At 53.3% G+C, this 17,713-nt stretch carries 10 protein-coding genes and 1 tRNA gene; 6 read left to right on the plus strand and 5 right to left on the minus strand.

The window, feature by feature from the left end:
* Window positions 1-290 precede the first annotated feature (290 nt).
* Window positions 291-8,708 (plus strand): CHAT domain-containing protein, encoded by an 8,418-nt coding sequence (locus JJD41_RS19750; RefSeq protein WP_200669171.1) that lies wholly within the window; start codon window positions 291-293, stop codon window positions 8,706-8,708.
* A gap of 15 nt (window positions 8,709-8,723) precedes the next feature.
* Here the strand turns inward: JJD41_RS19750 and JJD41_RS19755 are convergent, their stop codons facing one another.
* The 4 genes from JJD41_RS19755 to JJD41_RS19770 form a co-directional block, all read right to left on the minus strand.
* A complete protein-coding gene (locus JJD41_RS19755; protein WP_200669172.1) occupies window positions 8,724-9,290 on the minus strand; it encodes a Uma2 family endonuclease in 567 nt (188 codons plus the stop codon).
* Between the two features lie 142 nt (window positions 9,291-9,432).
* Window positions 9,433-9,506, minus strand: a tRNA-Pro gene (locus JJD41_RS19760).
* Between the two features lie 108 nt (window positions 9,507-9,614).
* Window positions 9,615-10,259, minus strand: coding sequence for a hypothetical protein (locus JJD41_RS19765; RefSeq protein WP_200669173.1), 645 nt, complete (start codon window positions 10,257-10,259; stop codon window positions 9,615-9,617).
* 172 nt (window positions 10,260-10,431) lie between these two features.
* Complete coding sequence (locus tag JJD41_RS19770; protein WP_168567437.1) at window positions 10,432-10,656, minus strand: DNA-directed RNA polymerase subunit omega; 225 nt, start codon at window positions 10,654-10,656, stop codon at window positions 10,432-10,434.
* Between the two features lie 228 nt (window positions 10,657-10,884).
* Between JJD41_RS19770 and JJD41_RS19775 the strand changes: the two genes are divergently transcribed.
* The gene (locus tag JJD41_RS19775) at window positions 10,885-11,601 is read left to right on the plus strand and encodes a GDSL-type esterase/lipase family protein (protein WP_200669174.1); all 717 of its coding nucleotides are present in this window, start codon (window positions 10,885-10,887) and stop codon (window positions 11,599-11,601) included.
* 115 nt (window positions 11,602-11,716) lie between these two features.
* Here JJD41_RS19775 and JJD41_RS19780 read toward each other — a convergent pair whose 3' ends face one another.
* Window positions 11,717-11,881 (minus strand): hypothetical protein, encoded by a 165-nt coding sequence (locus tag JJD41_RS19780; protein ID WP_200669175.1) that lies wholly within the window; start codon window positions 11,879-11,881, stop codon window positions 11,717-11,719.
* 266 nt (window positions 11,882-12,147) lie between these two features.
* Between JJD41_RS19780 and JJD41_RS19785 the strand changes: the two genes are divergently transcribed.
* From JJD41_RS19785 to JJD41_RS19800, 4 genes are all read left to right on the plus strand, one after another.
* Window positions 12,148-12,318, plus strand: a complete 171-nt coding sequence (locus JJD41_RS19785) for a hypothetical protein (protein ID WP_200669176.1) — start codon at window positions 12,148-12,150, stop codon at window positions 12,316-12,318.
* 675 nt (window positions 12,319-12,993) lie between these two features.
* A complete protein-coding gene (locus JJD41_RS19790) occupies window positions 12,994-13,308 on the plus strand; it encodes a hypothetical protein (protein ID WP_200669177.1) in 315 nt (104 codons plus the stop codon).
* Between the two features lie 240 nt (window positions 13,309-13,548).
* On the plus strand, window positions 13,549-16,161 hold the full coding sequence (locus JJD41_RS19795; RefSeq protein WP_370583895.1) for a CHAT domain-containing protein: 2,613 nt from the start codon (window positions 13,549-13,551) through the stop codon (window positions 16,159-16,161).
* Window positions 16,162-16,296: 135 nt separating this feature from the next.
* Window positions 16,297-17,712 (plus strand): BamA/TamA family outer membrane protein, encoded by a 1,416-nt coding sequence (locus JJD41_RS19800; RefSeq protein ID WP_200669179.1) that lies wholly within the window; start codon window positions 16,297-16,299, stop codon window positions 17,710-17,712.
* Window position 17,713: the final 1 nt, after the last annotated feature.

Below are 17,713 nucleotides of genomic sequence, written 5' to 3' on the forward strand. Positions count from 1 at the left end.
TTATGTTTAAAAAACTTCATATTCTTGAGAAGATTCGAGGCAGGAGAGAACCCCACGATCGCCGAGGGCGCGATCGCTGACAGATCTCTGCTCAAATGGCCTAGTTCGTCCTTGATTTCGATCCCCCTAATTTGAGCAAGAGTAAGACGGGATTGACCTGTAAAAAAACATTGCGATCGCGCGAAAAATTCAACTCTCGATGAGATACTGGAAAAGAAAGATAAAAATTGAATAACTTTAACATTTTTCGATCGGAGCGAATAAAGCCATGCCAGCAGGGGGGAACGGCAATGAACGCTCGGAGTTTTCCATCAATGGCTTGTGGGGATTTAGACGAGTCATTGACCTCATTTAAAACGATCGGCGATCGCGCTTTAACTGAAAAAAGAATAAAAAAAACAAAAAATAACACTTTTTTACGCTTTTTAATTCTTTTTAGCTTATTTTATCCAAGCTTTACCATTTTGATAGCGAGTTCGCCAGCGATCGCCCAGTCGATCGTCCCGGCGGCAGATGGTACGGGAACCGCCGTAACACCAGAGGGAAACCGCTACGAAATTACGGGAGGACGGCGATCGGGGGATGGCAGTAACTTATTTCACTCTTTCCAAAACTTCGGACTCGATACGGGCGAAATTGCCAACTTTCAAACTCTACCAGAAATTGAAAACATTTTAGGACGAGTCACCGGGGGACAAGTCTCTCTCATTGACGGTTTAATCCAAGTTTCTGGGGGGTCGTCCAACCTATTTTTAACCAATCCCGCCGGGATCGTTTTCGGATCCGACGCCCGTTTAAACGTTCCCGGAGACTTTACGGCGACGACGGCGAGCAAAATTGGTTTTGAAACGGGTTGGTTTGACGTTTGGGGCGCCAATAATTACACGGATTTAGTCGGTACGCCCACAGCGTTTTCTTTCGACGCATTTCCTCAGGCGATCGCCAATTTTGGACAGTTGAGCGTTCCAGAAGGTCACCAACTCGGTTTATTGGCGGGTGCAATAGTCAATACAGGGGTTTTGTCGGCGCCCGGGGGAGAAATTACCCTAGTCGCCGTTCCCGGAGAAAGTACGATTCGACTGACTCAACCGGGACATTTACTCAGTTTAGAAATAGACGGAAATGGGTTAAGCGAGTTAGGGGTGACGGATGTCCCGAAATTGTTGAGTGGCGGTGGGAGTCACGCCAGTCAAATGACGGTCAATCCCGACGGAACGATCGCCTTAACCGGATCGGGAATCACGATCGATCGCGGCGATCTGGCGATCGCCCCCGCTTCGGCCAATCGCGAGTCGGTCACCATTATATCTCACAATAGCCTTCTCGATGCCCGTCATCACTTGGTTTTAGAGAGTGCGAACCTACAAAGTACGGGAGATCTGAGCTTGAAGGCGGGGGATACCCTGCGAATGCGCGATCGCGCCACGGATCCGGCGATCGTGCAAAGTGGCGGAGTGCTTTTACTGCAAGGCGATCGCGCGATCGACCTGGCGATTTTGAATCATCCCGACAGTGGCTTATTTTCCGGCAGCGATTTCATCGTGCGATCGCCCAATCCCGTGGGAGGGGACGCCCATTACTCGACGGGCGGCAATTTCCGCATCGAACGCCCCGACGGTAGTTTAGGCAGCTTATTCAGTCCTCAAGACCCGATTCTGCGGGCGAGTGGAGACGTAAGTTTCGAGAGTTATACGGGTGCATCTTTACATATTTTGGCCGGGGGAAGCGTGACCATTCCCGGAGGCGTCACGATTAACGGAACCGATACCGCCGCCAACTCCCTTCAGGAAAACGTCACCCTCTCCGACGGAACCACCGTCGTCGCCATCGATGGGAGTACGGAAGCGACCCTCGACATTCGCGCCGGAACCACCGCTTATGGAACCCCGGGTCTGACCCCCGCCACTCCACCCGGGTTTACGCCGGGACCTCCGGGAACGGGGGGAACGGGAACGAGTGCGAATATCGCGATCGGGGATATTACGATTAACAATGGGGGACAAGCGTTTTTAACCAATCAATATTTTCCCGATCTTTCCCTTCCCGGCGGGTCGATTTCGACCGGACAAATTACGGCGGGTCAAGGTGGGGTAACTTTGGACGCGCGCAATGGAATTGCGATCGGTTCCGTAGCAGATCCTGCGGGAATTCAAACGCCTGCAACCATCGGAATTGGGGGCGATATTCGTTTGTTGAGTCAAACGGGGGATATTACGGTAACGGGTAATCTTGATAGTTCTAGTGAAACTGGGGGTGGAAATCTTACAGTTACTAGTAATAACGGCAAAATCACAACAGCTACAATTGATGCATCTTCTGGATCGGTGGGAAATGGTGGGGCAATTTCCCTATATGCTACTCAGGATATTGTTATAGAACAGCTTTTGACTGTAGGAAAAAATAGTGGCGGAACGATTGAAATCACCAGTGATGGAACTGTTACGATAACCTCGATTGAGGCATCATCCCTGTCCGGAACGGGTGGCGCGATCGCCCTGACAGCAAACGGTAATATTACGGCAATAGAATATCTAGATACTTCTGGTTCAACTGGGGCGGGAAATATTGAAATCACCAGTAATAATGGGGATATTTCCCTGGGTAGCTTCAATACAACCACCTCCGATGGTCTGGGCGGTTCGATTAATGTGAGTGCAAATAATGGCAGCATTTCTAGCGGTTTAATTGAAACTGGGCCATTAGATCTGAATGGAGAAGTTCGTCTCGAAGCGACAGACGGAATTACCCTCGATGGTTCTGAAGATAGAGCTTTATGGATCGTTCCAGAACAGGCACCGTCAGACGGTTCAATTTGGATTGATGCCGATCGCGATCGTGATGGAGTCGGTGATTTTTCCACAGAAGGCGATCGCATTGGGGTCGAGGGATTTGACCTGACAATTTCTGGTGCAAATGTCACCACAGGTCTCATTGAAACCGCGATGTGGTGGAACGAACAAACCGATGCTGGGGATATCAATATTACATCGAAAAATGGCAATATTGAAACCCTCCGTCTCGATGCTACATCGGTAGATGGTTTTGGTGGTTCGATTCGTTTGAGTGCCAATAATGGTAGCATTTCTAGCGGTTTAATTGAAACTGGGCCATTAGATCTGAACAGAGAAGTTCGTCTCGAAGCGACAGAGGGAATTATCCTGGATGGTTCTGACGATATCGCCTTACGAATTGTCACCCCAAATGGTGGAATTCCGGAAGGGTTGCTATCTATAAATGCCGACAGCGATGGTGACGGAGTGGGTAATTTTTCCACTCAAGGAGATGAGATTCAAGCTGAAGCTGTCGATATTGATATTTCTGGTGCAAATGTCACCACGGGGGCGATCGATACTTCTACGTTATCCTTCCTAACTGATGGGGGAAATATCGAAATTACGGCAACTAATGGCAATTTAAACGTTGGCGATCTCGATTCCAGTTCTAGTAATCAATATGAAGAAGCGGGAAACGGTGGTGACATCGTTTTAACGGCGATCGCTGGCAATATTGACACGAGAAATATTACCTCGATGTCCGAGTCGGAAGGAGATGCCAATAATGCTGGAAATATTACTTTAACTGTCGATAATGGCGAGATTACAACCAGCCTAGGAGATCTGAATGCATCTTCTTATGGGGGTGTGAATTCAGGAAATGGTGGCCAGATCGAGCTGACAGCTACGAATGGGGCGATCGCGGTGATGGGTCTCGATTCTAGTTCTGAAGCTTATCAAAATGCTGGAAATGGGGGAGAAATTCGCATCAGTGCTACCAATGGCTTGAATCTTATGGCCGATCTCGAATCTTTTTCTCACGGACCACTCGAAGCAGGAAATGGAGGAGATATAACGTTAACTACGGTTGACGGTGATATTAATCTTTGGTCATCGATTCGATCGACTTCCGACTCGGAAGGAATGGCGGGAAGTGGGGGCGCGATCGCCTTAACTGCAAGCAATAGCAGTATTATCAACCTGTCGGAGTTTCCTCCAGACAAACAAGTAGATTCCTCAGTTTTTGCTGAAGGCGATGCGTTCGACGGCGGCAATATTACAATTTCTGCCACGAATGGAGTTGTCCGTCTCAGAGGGATCGACAGTCATGCAGAAAGTTTTTTAGGAATAGCGAATAATGGGGGAAATATCGACATTACGGCGACCGATGGAATTACGATTGATGGAAGTTTAAATAGTTCGGCAGTGAGTACGGATAGTACGACAGGTTCGGGAGGAAATATTAATTTAGAGGCGATCGCGGGAGCAATAAATATCGACAAGATCGATAGTTCTTCAACGACCGGAACCGGAGGGGCGATCGCTTTAAGCGCTAACGCAGATATTTCAACCCAAGAACTGTTAACCTACAGCCCAGCAGAAGCGGGAGATGTTAAAATTACTAGCAATAATGGCGGGATTACCACGACTTGGATCGATGCTTTTTCTGAGTCAGGAACCGGAGGGGCGATCGCCTTAACCGCCTATGGAGATATTTTAACCGAACAAATCGCAAGTTACGGCGAAACAAGCGGTGGGACTGTCGAAATTGATAGCGATAATGGCACGCTAACAACCCTTTTAATCGAATCGTTTTCTAACTCGGGAACCGGAGGGGCGATCTCCTTAACCGCCTATGGAGATATGGCAACCGAAAATATTGCCGCCTATGGAGAAATAAGCGGTGGCAATGTCGAAATGACTAGTGATAATGGCACGGTAAATACTGGATGGATTGAAACATTTTCAGTGGCAGGAACGGGCGGCAATCTCATTATTAATTCTGCCAACAATTTACAAACCGATTATCTTTCTACTTCTGGAGAAATCGGCAGTGGTTCGATTACAATAACCAGCGATCGGGGCAATCTGACAACAGGCGAAATTGATACCTCTTCCTGGTCTTCAGGAACCGGAGGGGCGATCGCCCTAGACGCAGCCAATACTTTAAGCATTGACGGTCCGATCGCCGCTAACAATAACGCCAATCTTACCCTGACGGGCAACGAAATCGACCTCAACGGCGGTATGGCTTCCATACAAAGTGCGGGTGGAACCCTGTTAATTCAACCCCACGACGGCGATCGTGCCATCCACATCAACCCTACTGCCAACCTTCCCGATGCTCTCACGTTGACGACCGCAGATTTAGAGGCGATCGCCGATGGTTTTGCCAATCTGACCGTGGGACGCAGCGACGGAAGCGGCGCGATCGCGATCGCCCTCAATGGCGCGACCTTCGGCGATCCGACTCGCTTGCAATCTCCCTCGGGGACAATTTCGATCGATGGATTTCTCGCAGGAATCGACGACGCCAGCTTGAGCTTAAACGCGGCTGAAATTACCCTCAATAGCAATCTTCGCACGGAAGACCAAAATATCACCCTCGGACGATCCGATGCAACAATAACCTTACAAAATAACATCACGATCGCCACCGGAAGCGGAAACGGCAACATCGAGCTAACGGGAGCGTTGCAAGGATCTCACAATTTGACCTTACAAGCGGGAACGGGGGATCTTTCCCTCGCCACCACTTCCGGCAATTCGCCATTAGGCATGTTGCGCGCCTACAGTAGCGGAACCACCCGCTTAAACGGCGAGATTCGCGCCACCGAATTCAGTACCGACAGTCCGGGACAAACCGAACTCGCCGCAACGATCGCCACGACCGGAACCGCCGGACAAACCTATAACGATCGCGTGGACTTAACCGGAAATACGATCTTACAAACCTCTGGGGGCGACCTGCGCTTTGCACGCAATCTCGACGGTCACGCCGATCTCACTCTAGATGCGGGAATCGGTAATATTACCTTTACAGGTCGGGTCGGCGCGAGTACACCTTTGGGCAAGGTGACCGTCGCCAGCGTCGGGGATCTGAGCGCGTTTGAGACGATCGCCGCCGACACGTTTATACAACAAGCCGGAACGGGCAACAGTCAATTCAATGCGATCGCCACCGCCGATCGCCTCGCCATCGATACCGAAGGCGCGATCGCGATCGCTGAAATTGCCACCGATGGGGGTTCGGTCAGTTTAAACAGTCGCGGCGATGCGGTGTCCGTCTCCGGGGCGATCGATACCCGCAATCCAAGCGGCGGCGGGGTCGTGGCGATCGCCGCAGGTTCGGAAATTATCACTCGTGAGGTGATAACATCCAGTCGCGAGGGCGACGGCGGCAACGTCACGATGACCGCTTCCGAGAGCATTTCGACCGGGGCGATCGACACCCGCGCCTCAAGCGGATCGCCCGGAAACGCCGGGGGGATAACCCTGACGGCGACGGGAGAAAGTAGCAGGATAGCTACCGGAGATTTAACGGCAAGTGCGGATAGTGGCGATGGCGGCGATGTCGATCTCACGGCCCAAATCGCGATTGCAACCGGGGCGATCGATACCCATTCCGTGTCCGGGGATGCGGGATCGGTGACGATCGATCCGGAAAATGTGAGAGTCGAATCGATTCGGGCGGAAAGTCACACCGGACGTGGTGGCAATATTGAAATTGTGGCGTCCGATTCGTTGCAAGTGACCGGAACCTTTACCGCCATTGACGGGACGATCGCCAGTCTGTCCTCTCAAGGGGGGGCGGCGAGTGGCGCGATCGCGATCGCTCACGGCGGCGACGCCAACCGACCGTTTATCATTGGCGATGCCAGCCAAAATGGAACAGTCGGAGCAATTTTAGCCGGATCTGACCCGGGCGATCGCATTTTACCGCCGTTCTCGATTCCTTTCCCGCCCGCCAACTTTACACGCGGTCAAATTGGGATAACCAGTTCGGCGCTACTTCCTCCGGAACCGGAACCGGAACCGGAACCCGAACCCGAACCCGAACCACAACCGGAACCGCAACCGCAACCGCAACCGCAACCGGAACCGCAACCGGAACCCCAACCGCAACCCCAACCGCAACCGGAACCGGAACCGGAACCGGAACCCCAACCGCAACCCCAACCGCAACCCGAAATTCAACCGATCGCGATCGCGCCCACCGGGGAAATCGTTCCCCCAAGTCCTCCTGTAGAAGCGCAAGACGTCAAACCAGAAGAACCGAAAACCTTAGAACCGATCGCGATCGCGCCAACTGGGGAAATTTTCCAACCTACACCGTTTCTCGAGTTCTCAACGGATAATCTCAGTCCCACCGATCCAGATTCACCGATCCCCCCCACGGCCCCACCAGACCGTACCAACCGTCCGGATATTCCTCAAACAACGATCGAACCGTCAGTCAGTCCTACCATAATCTCTCCAGCCGCGATCGAAGATCCGCCACAGGATCCAACCCCCGAAATCGTCAATAAAATCCTCACTGGGGTCACGAACAACTCATCGCCGATCGCCTTTCCCCAAGCTAGCGAAGTGACCCTAGTGTTGCAAGGAGAAACCCCGAACCAGCAATCCTCAGACGAGGAACCTTCCGAACTGCTAATCCCACAAGCATCGTCAGAGGTTGAAGTCGATCCGGGAATGGCCGAAATCGATCGCGCCTTTAGTGCAGAAGTGATGCAATATTTCGGCTATCCTCAAGCCAGCAGTACCCAAACTCCCACGGTCAGTTTGCCGCAAGCGCGTAATATTCTGCACCGTATCGAAGACGCCACCGGGGTTAAACCTGCGTTAATCTACGTTAACTTCGTCCCGTCCTACGTCGGGGCCGATCCGGGGACGGACGAGTTAGATTTGGTATTAGTCACCACCGACGGAAAAGCCGTGCGATCGCGCGTTGGCGTGACGCGATCGCAAGTTCTGGCGACAACTGAACGCTTGCAAGGGGAAATTACCAACGTCCGCAAGCGTCAGAGTAACAGTTATTTAGAACCCGCGCGACAACTCTACAACTGGATTATCGATCCGTTAACGCCGGAATTAGACGCACGGGCGATCGATAACTTAGTTTTTATTATGGATTCCGGTTTGCGATCGCTCCCGGTTGCCGCTTTACACGACGGCAATAACTTTATCCTGGAACGGTACAGCGTCGGACTGATGCCCAGTTTGAGCTTGACCGATACCCGCTACGGAACGGTCAAAGGGACGCAAGTGTTGGCGATGGGGGCATCTATTTTCGCCGATCAAAACGCCCTACCAGCAGTTCCTACGGAGTTACGGGCGATCGCCACCGAGTTATGGTCCGGTCACTATTACCTCAACGAACAATTTACCCTGGAAAATCTCAAGAACAAACGACAACAAGGACGTTTCGGCGCCATTCACCTGTCCACCCACGGTCAATTTTCTGCCGGAGAACCGGGGGATTCTTATCTCCAATTGTGGGATACCAAATTAGGCTTAGACCAATTACGGGAATTGGGATGGAACGATCCCCCAGTCGAACTGCTCGTCCTCAGTGCCTGTCGCACCGCTCTCGGCGACGAACGGGCAGAATTGGGTTTTGCGGGGTTGGCATTCCAAGCCGGGGTTAAAACCGCCGTGGCCTCCCTCTGGTACGTCAGCGATGAAGGCACGTTAGGATTGATGACGGAGTTTTACCGTCAGTTAGACTTGGCGCCGATTAAAGCAGAAGCCCTGCGGCGCGCCCAATTGGCGATGATTCGCGGCGAGGTTCGCATCGAAAACGGTCAGTTAGTCGGGACTGGGGAATCGGGTCAGTTCCCGTTACCCGAAGAAATTGCCAACCGGGGCGATCGCCTCTTGTCCCATCCTTATTATTGGTCGGCGTTCACGACCATTGGCAATCCCTGGTAGGCGCGATCTCGCCGCCTATTGCGGTAAAAACAGTTCTGACAGTGAAATATCGAGCCATGGGAACGCCAGAGAACAAACCGAATCGCTAGCAGTTAAAATTGCCTCAGAACTGTAGCCGCGATCGTTGGGGTTTCGTAAAATATAGGCTTGTTGGCGGTTTACATCTAAAATCCAATATTCGCGGATTCGAACCCGAGCGTACACCAATGCCTTAATCTCGCGATCTTTACGTAATGTGGTGTCGGCAATTTCGATCGCCCAAAAGATATCCTCAACTCCGGGATGGCGATCGCCATATGCATTGGCATCGAGGCGAACGATCGCAATATCTGGCTCGGGTTCCGAGTTGGGTAAAAGCGTAATCGGCAGTTGGGTGCGGACATCGGCCAGATTGTCTAAAAGGCGATCGAGATATCGGGAGGCTCGACGGGTGGTTGCTGCATGGGGAGGTTCTTGAGGACTCATTTGTAAAATAGATCCAGACAGCAACTCAACCCGCTCGTCAGATGTCAAAATGCCCGCTTGTAACATCTGATGATATTCGTCTACGGTCCAGGTTCGTGCTTGTGTTGAACTCGACATTTGAATGCCTAGCGCCTCACCTACAGCATCACGATCGCGCCATGGTTCGATTCTAGCTCCATCCTCGAACTCTCATTGCCCCGCGATCGAAGAAGGGAAGCAAACTATAAAAGTCTGCTTCCCTTCTTGTTAGAGCTGAAAGTCGGAGCGGCGGGATTTGAACCCACGACCCCTACCACCCCAAGGTAGTGCGCTACCAAACTGCGCTACGCCCCGTCAGCGATTTCTAATCGTATCATAAGGTCGAGGATCGAACAACCCCTATTTCGGAAAATTTTAGAAATTATCGGTCAAACCCAGGCCAGCAAAGGAGTTCGCCCCACCCTAGAGTTTGAGCAAATCTGCATCGCCGGGTTTGGGAAGCGGTGGCGGACCGGAAGGACGAGTCGGGGTGGAGGTCGCCTCGCTAGGGGGAGTCGATCGCGAATTGGCTTCCACCAGTTTGTTGTAATTCGGATTAAAGATATTGACCAACACCGAGATCAACTGCTCCCGTTCTTGGCGGTTGAGTTGCCTGAGAATGTCGCGATCGCCTGCCAACGGATTTTCCTCTAAATCGAGATGACCCGGGTAGTTCTCAGGATCGATCGCCTCGTTGGCGCCGAGATAGTCCGCTAAGGTCAACTTCCAATCCAGGCGAAACATCGGCAGCCGATTTTTGACAAACACGTGATAGGAAATCAACCGACCCACTAGGGTATTGTTGTCATCGACTTCCCCGGTTTCGCGATCGATATAGTCGTTCCCCTTGGGAAATTCCGGCAATTGCTCGTAAACGCGGGGCCACACGATACGCGGATTGATCTGGCGGCGCCAGTCCGCCTCTGGCTCTTGCGCCACGGCGACCGGGATCGATCCGGGTAAAAAGCTGGCGCTCAAACCGAGCAACAATCCGATCGCGATCGCCCACTTCGTCCGTCGGCGCCAGGCGATCGCCATTCGATCCCGATTGGAGCAAATCTCAGGCATATTCGATCTTTGTTGGTTCATCGCGATCCTTCCCGAACGATTGCCGCGATCGCGGGGGGGTGGCGATCGCCGATTTTCGCTTAAAACTGCACGGTGGAACGCTCTTGGGATCCGGCGAGATCCCGGATCGAGCGCCCCGCCGTCGGAGTCAACCCCCCAATTTATCGATCCTTCAATCGCCGATAATTTCCGGTTGGGTTAACTCTTCCGACATCTCTAAAATTGCCCGCATCACGGGTTTGACCGTCGGATCGTCCATATCAAAATCTTCATAACGCCGACGCTTCGCGCGATTGGCCACTTGCACCGTAATCCGGTAGCGGTTAGATGCAGCATCGATCAGGTCTTCAGCGCGACGCATCAACGGAGTCGTATCAACTGTAGGACGTTTGTGCATAAGTATTTGCCATTTGCAAGGTACTGTCTAGTTTACCAAAGCTAGCCAGTATCCCCCATTGGCGGCACTGCGATCGCCCCCTAACAATTTCGTGGCGCTTTCTCCAGTTGGACCGCCATAATACACGTAACTGCTTATGTATTTCAAAAATATTTGTTAGTTTTTATTTCGATTGTTATAGTTATGTAAAAAGTCTTTACATTCATCCGAGCCGAGAAAGACTCAACTATGCAGGTTTTAGAACGCTCTGAGAAACAGGTCATTGCCGCCCAACTCTGTCAGCCACTTAAAATCGTCGCGCTTGGAGATAGTATTATCTACGGCTTTGGCGATCCGGTCGGCGGGGGTTGGGTCGAACGGTTGCGCCGTCATTGGATGGAACCGGGGAGTGCGGGTCACGTGCTGTACAATCTGGGGGTTCGCGGCGATCGCGCCGCCCAAGTCGCCCAACGCCTCGAACAAGAATTTCGCCATCGCGGCGAACTGCGCAATCAAGTCCCGGATTTAATCTTACTATCCGTCGGCGTCAACGATTCTGCCCGTCTGGGTCATCTTAACGGGCGAAACTTCACCGATTTTGACCGATTCAGTCATGATATCGAGCGCTTACTCGATCGCGCCTCCAGTCTCTGCCCGGTGTTAGTCGTCGGCATGGTTCCCGTAGACGAAGGAAAAATGCCCTTTTCCGACTGCTTGTTCTTCAATCACGACGATCAATATCGCTACAAAGAGCGAACCCGTCAGGCTTGTGCGGCGCGTCAAATTCCCTATTTAGATATTTTTGAGCGCTGGCACGATCGCGGTTGTGACTGGTACAGCTCCCGCATCGGCGAGGACGGACTGCATCCCAACGTTTGCGGCTATCAAGATTTGCTCGAAGAAGTCCTTCATTGGGACGCTTTCCAGCGTTCAACCGCAGGCGATCGCCGGAGTGGCGCCCAGTAAAATCCACAGCCACGCCAGCAGTCCGACAGCGAGGATCGTGAGGAACCAGCGCAGTAGTTTTGTTAAATTTTGGGACATCCAAAGTTTCATCGCCTTTCCTCATTTTTCAGCCATTTTAGATCGGCGGTCGCAGAGGGGTTCGACCCCCCAACGACCGGGCGAACAAACCACCCGGAAATCCCTCGGTTTGTGAGTTGACCGCCACGATCGCGATCGCGTTGCGAAAGAAGGTAGCCAAATTGGAGAGTGGCACGCGATCGCCCGAGTTTATTTCCGTCAAAATTGTTCCGATCGAGGACTTTAAAAATCTCTGTAAAGGGGCAGAGTTCGCTTCGACAACGAGAAACGCGATCCGGCGTGGGGAAATCTTTTCATCTCGTCAGGACGCCCTAACATGCCGTTCAAAAGAGTGGCGGCGACGACGGCAATCTCGACCGGGAAAAAGCATTAAATTTTTGCTAAATTCGAGAGAGTTTCAATCGGATTGAGAGCGTTTAAATTGCCTCATCTTAGAGCGTGGCGATCGCTCGGAAAGAAAGCGAGTAAATGGACGAGATCGCCACAATGCTCTCCATCTTTTTAGCCCCAGTAAAAATGAAGAATTTCGGGCAAAAAAAATCCGGCTCTCGCGAGCCGGAAAACGTCAATCAGGGTGCATCTACCACTGTAATCTTCGCAACTGGACTACCCGATCCGGAAAATTTGCTGCTAGAATAGCGGCTAGCTAGATTCCTCGAAACAGTTCTGCAAGGCGTCAGCAAGGGTATAGAGCGGGGTGCAAGCGATCCTCGTCGGCGCCGCAAGAGAAGAAAGAACTGAGTTGAATCTAGCCATCGAATCCTAGGGGTGGATACAAGGGTGCTAGGAGCGTCTGCCCAGGGTGTGTTAAAACTCAAACAAATCGTGGGTGCATGGAAGCTGGGAAACGTCAGTTAGGGTGAATGAGCCCTCGCGTAGGAACACAGCCTGACATCGGGCTTTTGATAGGGCAAAAAAAAACCCGGCACCCCAGGAGCCGGGAAGATGAATCAAGGTGCATCTACCACTACAGAGTTCTTTTAAAAGAGGACTCGATCCGGAGTATCGAAAAAATTTTTAAGTCCGTTAGCGATCGTTGATATTTTCCAAGATCGAGAGGAAAACGAACGGCGATCGCACCCGAACCGCATCCGAGAGGGCAAAAAAAAACCCGACTCGGAGGAGCCGGGGAACGTCAATCAGGGTGCATCTACCATTTCACCTTTCGATAACTCATCGCTCAATCCGGAAAGTTCGCCAACTGATTTGCTATTTCCCGAAACCATGACCCGAAAGGGGCGATCGCAAAAACTTCAAGAAATCAGACAATTCAATCGAGATCTGTTGCCATCCGGATCGTCAGGCAAGCCGTTCGTGAATAAGGTTATAGTGAAAATTTTTTCCTTTCTCGGTAACTTTTTCAGCCCGAATGCGTCTGAAGATCCAGGAGGTGCAATCGCGGTTCTTAAAAACCCAGCACCTCGCCAACTTCACTCCTCCAAAGGGAGCAAAAGGTCACCGAATCTTCTTACAAAGGAAGAAGAAGTAAACCCGCGAATTTCCCAAATTTTGGAGGGAGAAAAAGAGGCAATGAGCCTCTTAAATACCAAGTCATCGAATGGCCGTCCTTCGAGAAGAGAAATTCAGGGAGACGAGGGTAAAATTGTCGTCGGGGATAGGACGATTTAAAACTTCAAACCCGGGCGATCGACGGCTCAGTCGAACCCCTTGCTAAAAAAACATCTACGAATGGAAAAGGACAGAACTGGAGCGACGATCCCGCGACACGCCTCCGGCGTCGCCGTGCGAACGCACCAGAGGTCTGTTTGAGAACTGGCCGACTCAGAAAATTCTCACGTTCGGGGTGTAGACAATAATTAATACAGAGATCGGACAGGTCACGATCGGCGTCGAGCAACAGATTTCGGGGTGAATATCGATTCGGGGTGCGAACGAACCCAAGACCATTTGAGGAGCGAGCAGGAGTGCAGTGAAGCTGTGACCCATCAATTTGAGGAATTACATATTTCCGTAACCCCGTTCGGGGAGGATCGATTTTTAGTCCGCACGGAACACTCGCCTAAAGGCGTCCTTCCGGCTGAAGAACAAGTGATCTGGCCTGTAGAACAATGGTTGCAAGAAGCCGCCTACCTGATGGACGATCCCCTCGTCGGCTTGCTGCGGCGCGGGGTCGTCGGTCCGGTGAGGGAAAAGCGATCGACGCGAAACGTCCGAGGGGGACAATCAGAGGGATACACCTCGATTCCCGGGATGGGGCGTTCGCACGGCGACTCCCCAGGAGTATCGCCCAACCTCGTCGATTTCGGGCAGCAATTGTACGAGCAATTGTTTCAAGGGAGCTTGCGCGATCGCCTCAGTAACGCCCAGGCGATCGCTCACAACCGAGGCAACCTGTTGCGATTGCGCTTGGGCGTCAAAGGGGACAAACTGCCACGGCTGCCGTGGGAAGTCCTCCACGAAGACCTCCGACCGATCGCCACCGGGAAAGATATCGTCTTTTCCCGCTATCAACCCAACTGCGCCTCTCTCAATCTTCCCCATCCCACGGGAGAACCCTTGAGAATCTTAATGGTGCTCTCGGCGCCGACGGACCGCGACAACCTCGCGCTCAAACAAGAAGCCATGCACCTGCGTGAGGAATTGCAAAAACAGTGGCGCGGCGGTACCCCCGGACGGGGCAAACCGCCGAAAATCGAACTGACCCTATTAGAACAACCGAATCGCGAAAAACTCACCCAAGCTTTAGAACAAAACCAATATCAAGTCTTTCACTACTCCGGACATAGCACCGTTGCCGCAGGTGGGGGACAACTTTACCTCGTCAACGACAAAACGGGCTTGACCGAATTTTTAACCGGGGACGACTTAGCCGGATTGCTGGTCAACAACGGCATTCGCATGGCCGTCTTCAACTCCTGTCGGGGATCCCACAGTGCCACTGACTTAGAACTCGGCAACGGCAGCGAAGGGCGCACCCTCGCCGAAGTCCTCGTCCGGCGCGGCATTCCCGGCGTCTTGGCGATGGCGGAACGGATTCCCGACGACGTTGCCCTGATTTTGACCCGCTTGTTCTATCGCAATATCAAACAAGGTTATCCCGTCGATTTGAGTCTGAATCGGGCGCGACAGGGGTTGATCTCGACCTACGGTTCCGGCCAACTGTATTGGGCCTTGCCCGTACTGTACCTGCATCCCGAGTTTGACGGCTATCTGGTGTCCCAAAATGGCAGCGAGACCACGGGAAGGGATGTGCCCCTCCAAAAACGGCCAACGGCAGTAGGAAAGGCGCCCGAGGAGGCAACCTCACCACCGATGTCCGGGCTGGCCTTGAAAGACAAGGACGATCGCCACGAACTGGCACCTCTAGAATACGGCGAGGCCGATCTCGAACCGGAAGAAGAGGAAGATTTAGACGCGGTGTGTCGGGATCTGGCCAAAGAGGACGACGAATCCGCCGCCGACATCCAGAATTTATTTCGGGAAATTGTCGTCGTGTCGGGCAGTGAGGGGAAAGCTGCCGCCGCCGTCGCCCCGGCGCCAACGCCGAAGGAACCGGAGCCAAAGCGCCCGCGTCCCGCACTCTCTTTACGCTGGTGCCAGTCCTCGTTTTGGAAGTCGAAAGGGGTCGCCACGATCGCCTCGTTGGGGGTGCTGGCGATCGCCCTGCTCGGGGGCTGGACTGCCTACAAACAAGGCAACGACAACGAACCGCAACCGGGCGAGTTCCTCCCCTACGAACCGCTCGACTTACCCCAACACTTCTCCCCGGAATTGGTGCAAACCAACCTTTCTACCGCACCGAGTCGGGACATTGCCGGATTGGCGATCGAACAGTTCAATCGAGGCCAACTGTTGGAGGCTCAAGCGGCGATCGAGGAACTGCTCAAACCCGAACGCAGCGCCCTCGTTCATGCCAGCGCCGCCTTAGCCGCAGTACCGCCCCAGCAACAAGACGAACCGAGGATCAACTTCCTGCGCGGTCGTCTGGCGTGGCAGTCCTTGCACGTGGGCGATCCCAAATACAGCTTGGACGACGTGCGCCGTTATTGGCAACGGGCCGTGGAACAACAACCTCAATACCCGGCTTATCGCAATGCTTTAGCCTTCGCGTACTATGCCGACGGCCAACTCGAACAGGCGCAGATCAATTGGTTCAAAGCGCTCAAGTCCCTTGAAAACTTACCCGTGGACACCTCTCCGGTTAACCAAGGGGGTCAGCCGATCGCCGCTTTAACCGCAACCGGGGCGATAACCACTCCCTTAGAAAGTCCCGAAGCCCTCACCGCTTATGCCGGGTTGGCGTTAGTAGAGATGAAATTAGCCCGAACTCAATCGCTACCCCAGCAAGAGAAGCTGTTGAGTCGGGCTATAGAACAGCGTCAATATATCCTGCTTACACAGCCTACGGCCTTCCAGCCGGACGCTCTCGGGAAAAATTGGATGTGGCCGGAACAAGCGGTGCAAGATTGGCGATCGCTGTTGCAATTGCAACAGAAAGCGGCAGCCAACCCGGGGAATTAAGAACCCGATCGCGAGGGGTCGCTTCCATTTTGTGCGTGGGGTGCTAGGAGTTAGGGACGGGGTGGGCTAACCTTAGTCTTGGTATCCTCATCAATTCGCTAAGCGCATCTAGCACACATCGAGGGAGTGAACGGCATGAGCGTCAAGAACGGAGTGGGTCGCGCGATCGAATGGCTTGCGTTGACCGCCAGCACCAGTGCTTTAGTTTTAGCTTGTCCCTTAGCAGGGCGATCGCAAAGCGCCGATCCTTTGGGAGAGAGCCGACGGTCGATCGCGCCCCCCCTCTCGGGGAGGGTCTCTCAAGCCCCCGCGATCGACCGATCCCCTTCCGCCCGGGATCTGACCGGAGACGACCCCCAAGGGTTATCCGTCAGCCTGCCACTGCGCCCTCGTTTCCCCGATGTCGCCGGAGAACATCGCCCTCCCCAGCAGCGCGATCGTGGTGGGGCGATCGCCCAAATCGACGAATCCCAAATCGCCACCGAAGAAGAACCCGGCCCCCAAGTCTCCTTTCTCGTCCTGCCGCAATATAGTTCTCGCAAAGGCATCTACGGCAAATTAGACCTCGACATTTCCCAGATCGGCGACAACCATCACAGCGTCGAACTCGACCTCGAAGGCGGCGAACGCACCCTCGGCGGCAAATTGACCTATACCGACCCCTGGACCGAAGGCAATCCCTTCGATCCCGGCTTCCAAGTCCAAATCTTCAACACCCGCGAACCCGAAGATGTCTTTCGCGAAGGCGACCCGGAAGCCGAACTGATTCACGACCACGACCCCTTCGTCGATCGCCTCGGCGGTAAAATCGAACTCTTTCGTCCGATCTCCGAAAACGGACTCACCCTCTCCGCCGGAGTCGGTTACCAGCGCGTCGCCATTCGCAACGCCGCCGCCACCGATAAAGTCTTTTCCCGAGACGAATTCGGCAATCGCCTCACCCTCAACGAGGAAGGGATCGACAACATCCTCACCGTCAGCCTCGCCGCCTCTCAAGACCGCGTAGACGATCGCTGGTGGCCCACCCAAGGCTACCGCTTCCGGTTGGGAACCGAGCAGTCCGTTCCCATCGGCGAAGAAGAAATCCTCTTTAACCGCATTAGCGCCAGTTACAGCCAATTCGTCCCCCTCGGTTCCCATACCTTGGCCTTCAACCTGCAAGGCGGCACCTTTATCGGCGACGTTCCCCCCTACGACGCTTTTAGTTTGGGCGGAACCAACTCCGTGCGCGGTTACGGCGGTGGCGAAGTCGGATCCGGGCGCAGTTTCGTGCAAGGAACCGCCGAATATCGCTTTCCGATTGTCGAAGATCTCAACGTGCCCCTGGTGTCGCGTTTGGGGGGCACCGTCTTCGTAGACTACGCCACCGATCTCGGTTCCGGCGATACCGTTGTGGGCGAACCCGCCGAAGTGCGCAACAAACCGGGTAACGGGTTCGGTTTTGGCGTCGGCGTGCGCGCTTTAACTCGTTTCGGTCCGGTGCGCTTGGAATTTGCTTTGAACGATGATGGCGATGCCAAAGCTCACTTGACGATGAGCGATCGCTTTTAAG

The sequence above is a fragment of the Oxynema mangrovii CENA135 genome (assembly GCF_016632315.1).
In the GTDB taxonomy this organism is placed as follows: domain Bacteria; phylum Cyanobacteriota; class Cyanobacteriia; order Cyanobacteriales; family Laspinemataceae; genus Oxynema; species Oxynema aestuarii.

Coding starts and splice junctions, on each gene's coding strand:
- JJD41_RS19800 (WP_200669179.1), top strand. CDS start 16,297: ATGAGCGTCAAGAACGGAGTGGGTCGCGCGATCGAATGGCTTGCGTTG.
- JJD41_RS19785 (WP_200669176.1), top strand. CDS start 12,148: ATGGACGAGATCGCCACAATGCTCTCCATCTTTTTAGCCCCAGTAAAA.
- JJD41_RS19765 (WP_200669173.1), bottom strand. CDS start 10,259: ATGCCTGAGATTTGCTCCAATCGGGATCGAATGGCGATCGCCTGGCGC.
- JJD41_RS19755 (WP_200669172.1), bottom strand. CDS start 9,290: ATGTCGAGTTCAACACAAGCACGAACCTGGACCGTAGACGAATATCAT.
- JJD41_RS19775 (WP_200669174.1), top strand. CDS start 10,885: ATGCAGGTTTTAGAACGCTCTGAGAAACAGGTCATTGCCGCCCAACTC.
- JJD41_RS19770 (WP_168567437.1), bottom strand. CDS start 10,656: ATGCACAAACGTCCTACAGTTGATACGACTCCGTTGATGCGTCGCGCT.
- JJD41_RS19750 (WP_200669171.1), top strand. CDS start 291: ATGAACGCTCGGAGTTTTCCATCAATGGCTTGTGGGGATTTAGACGAG.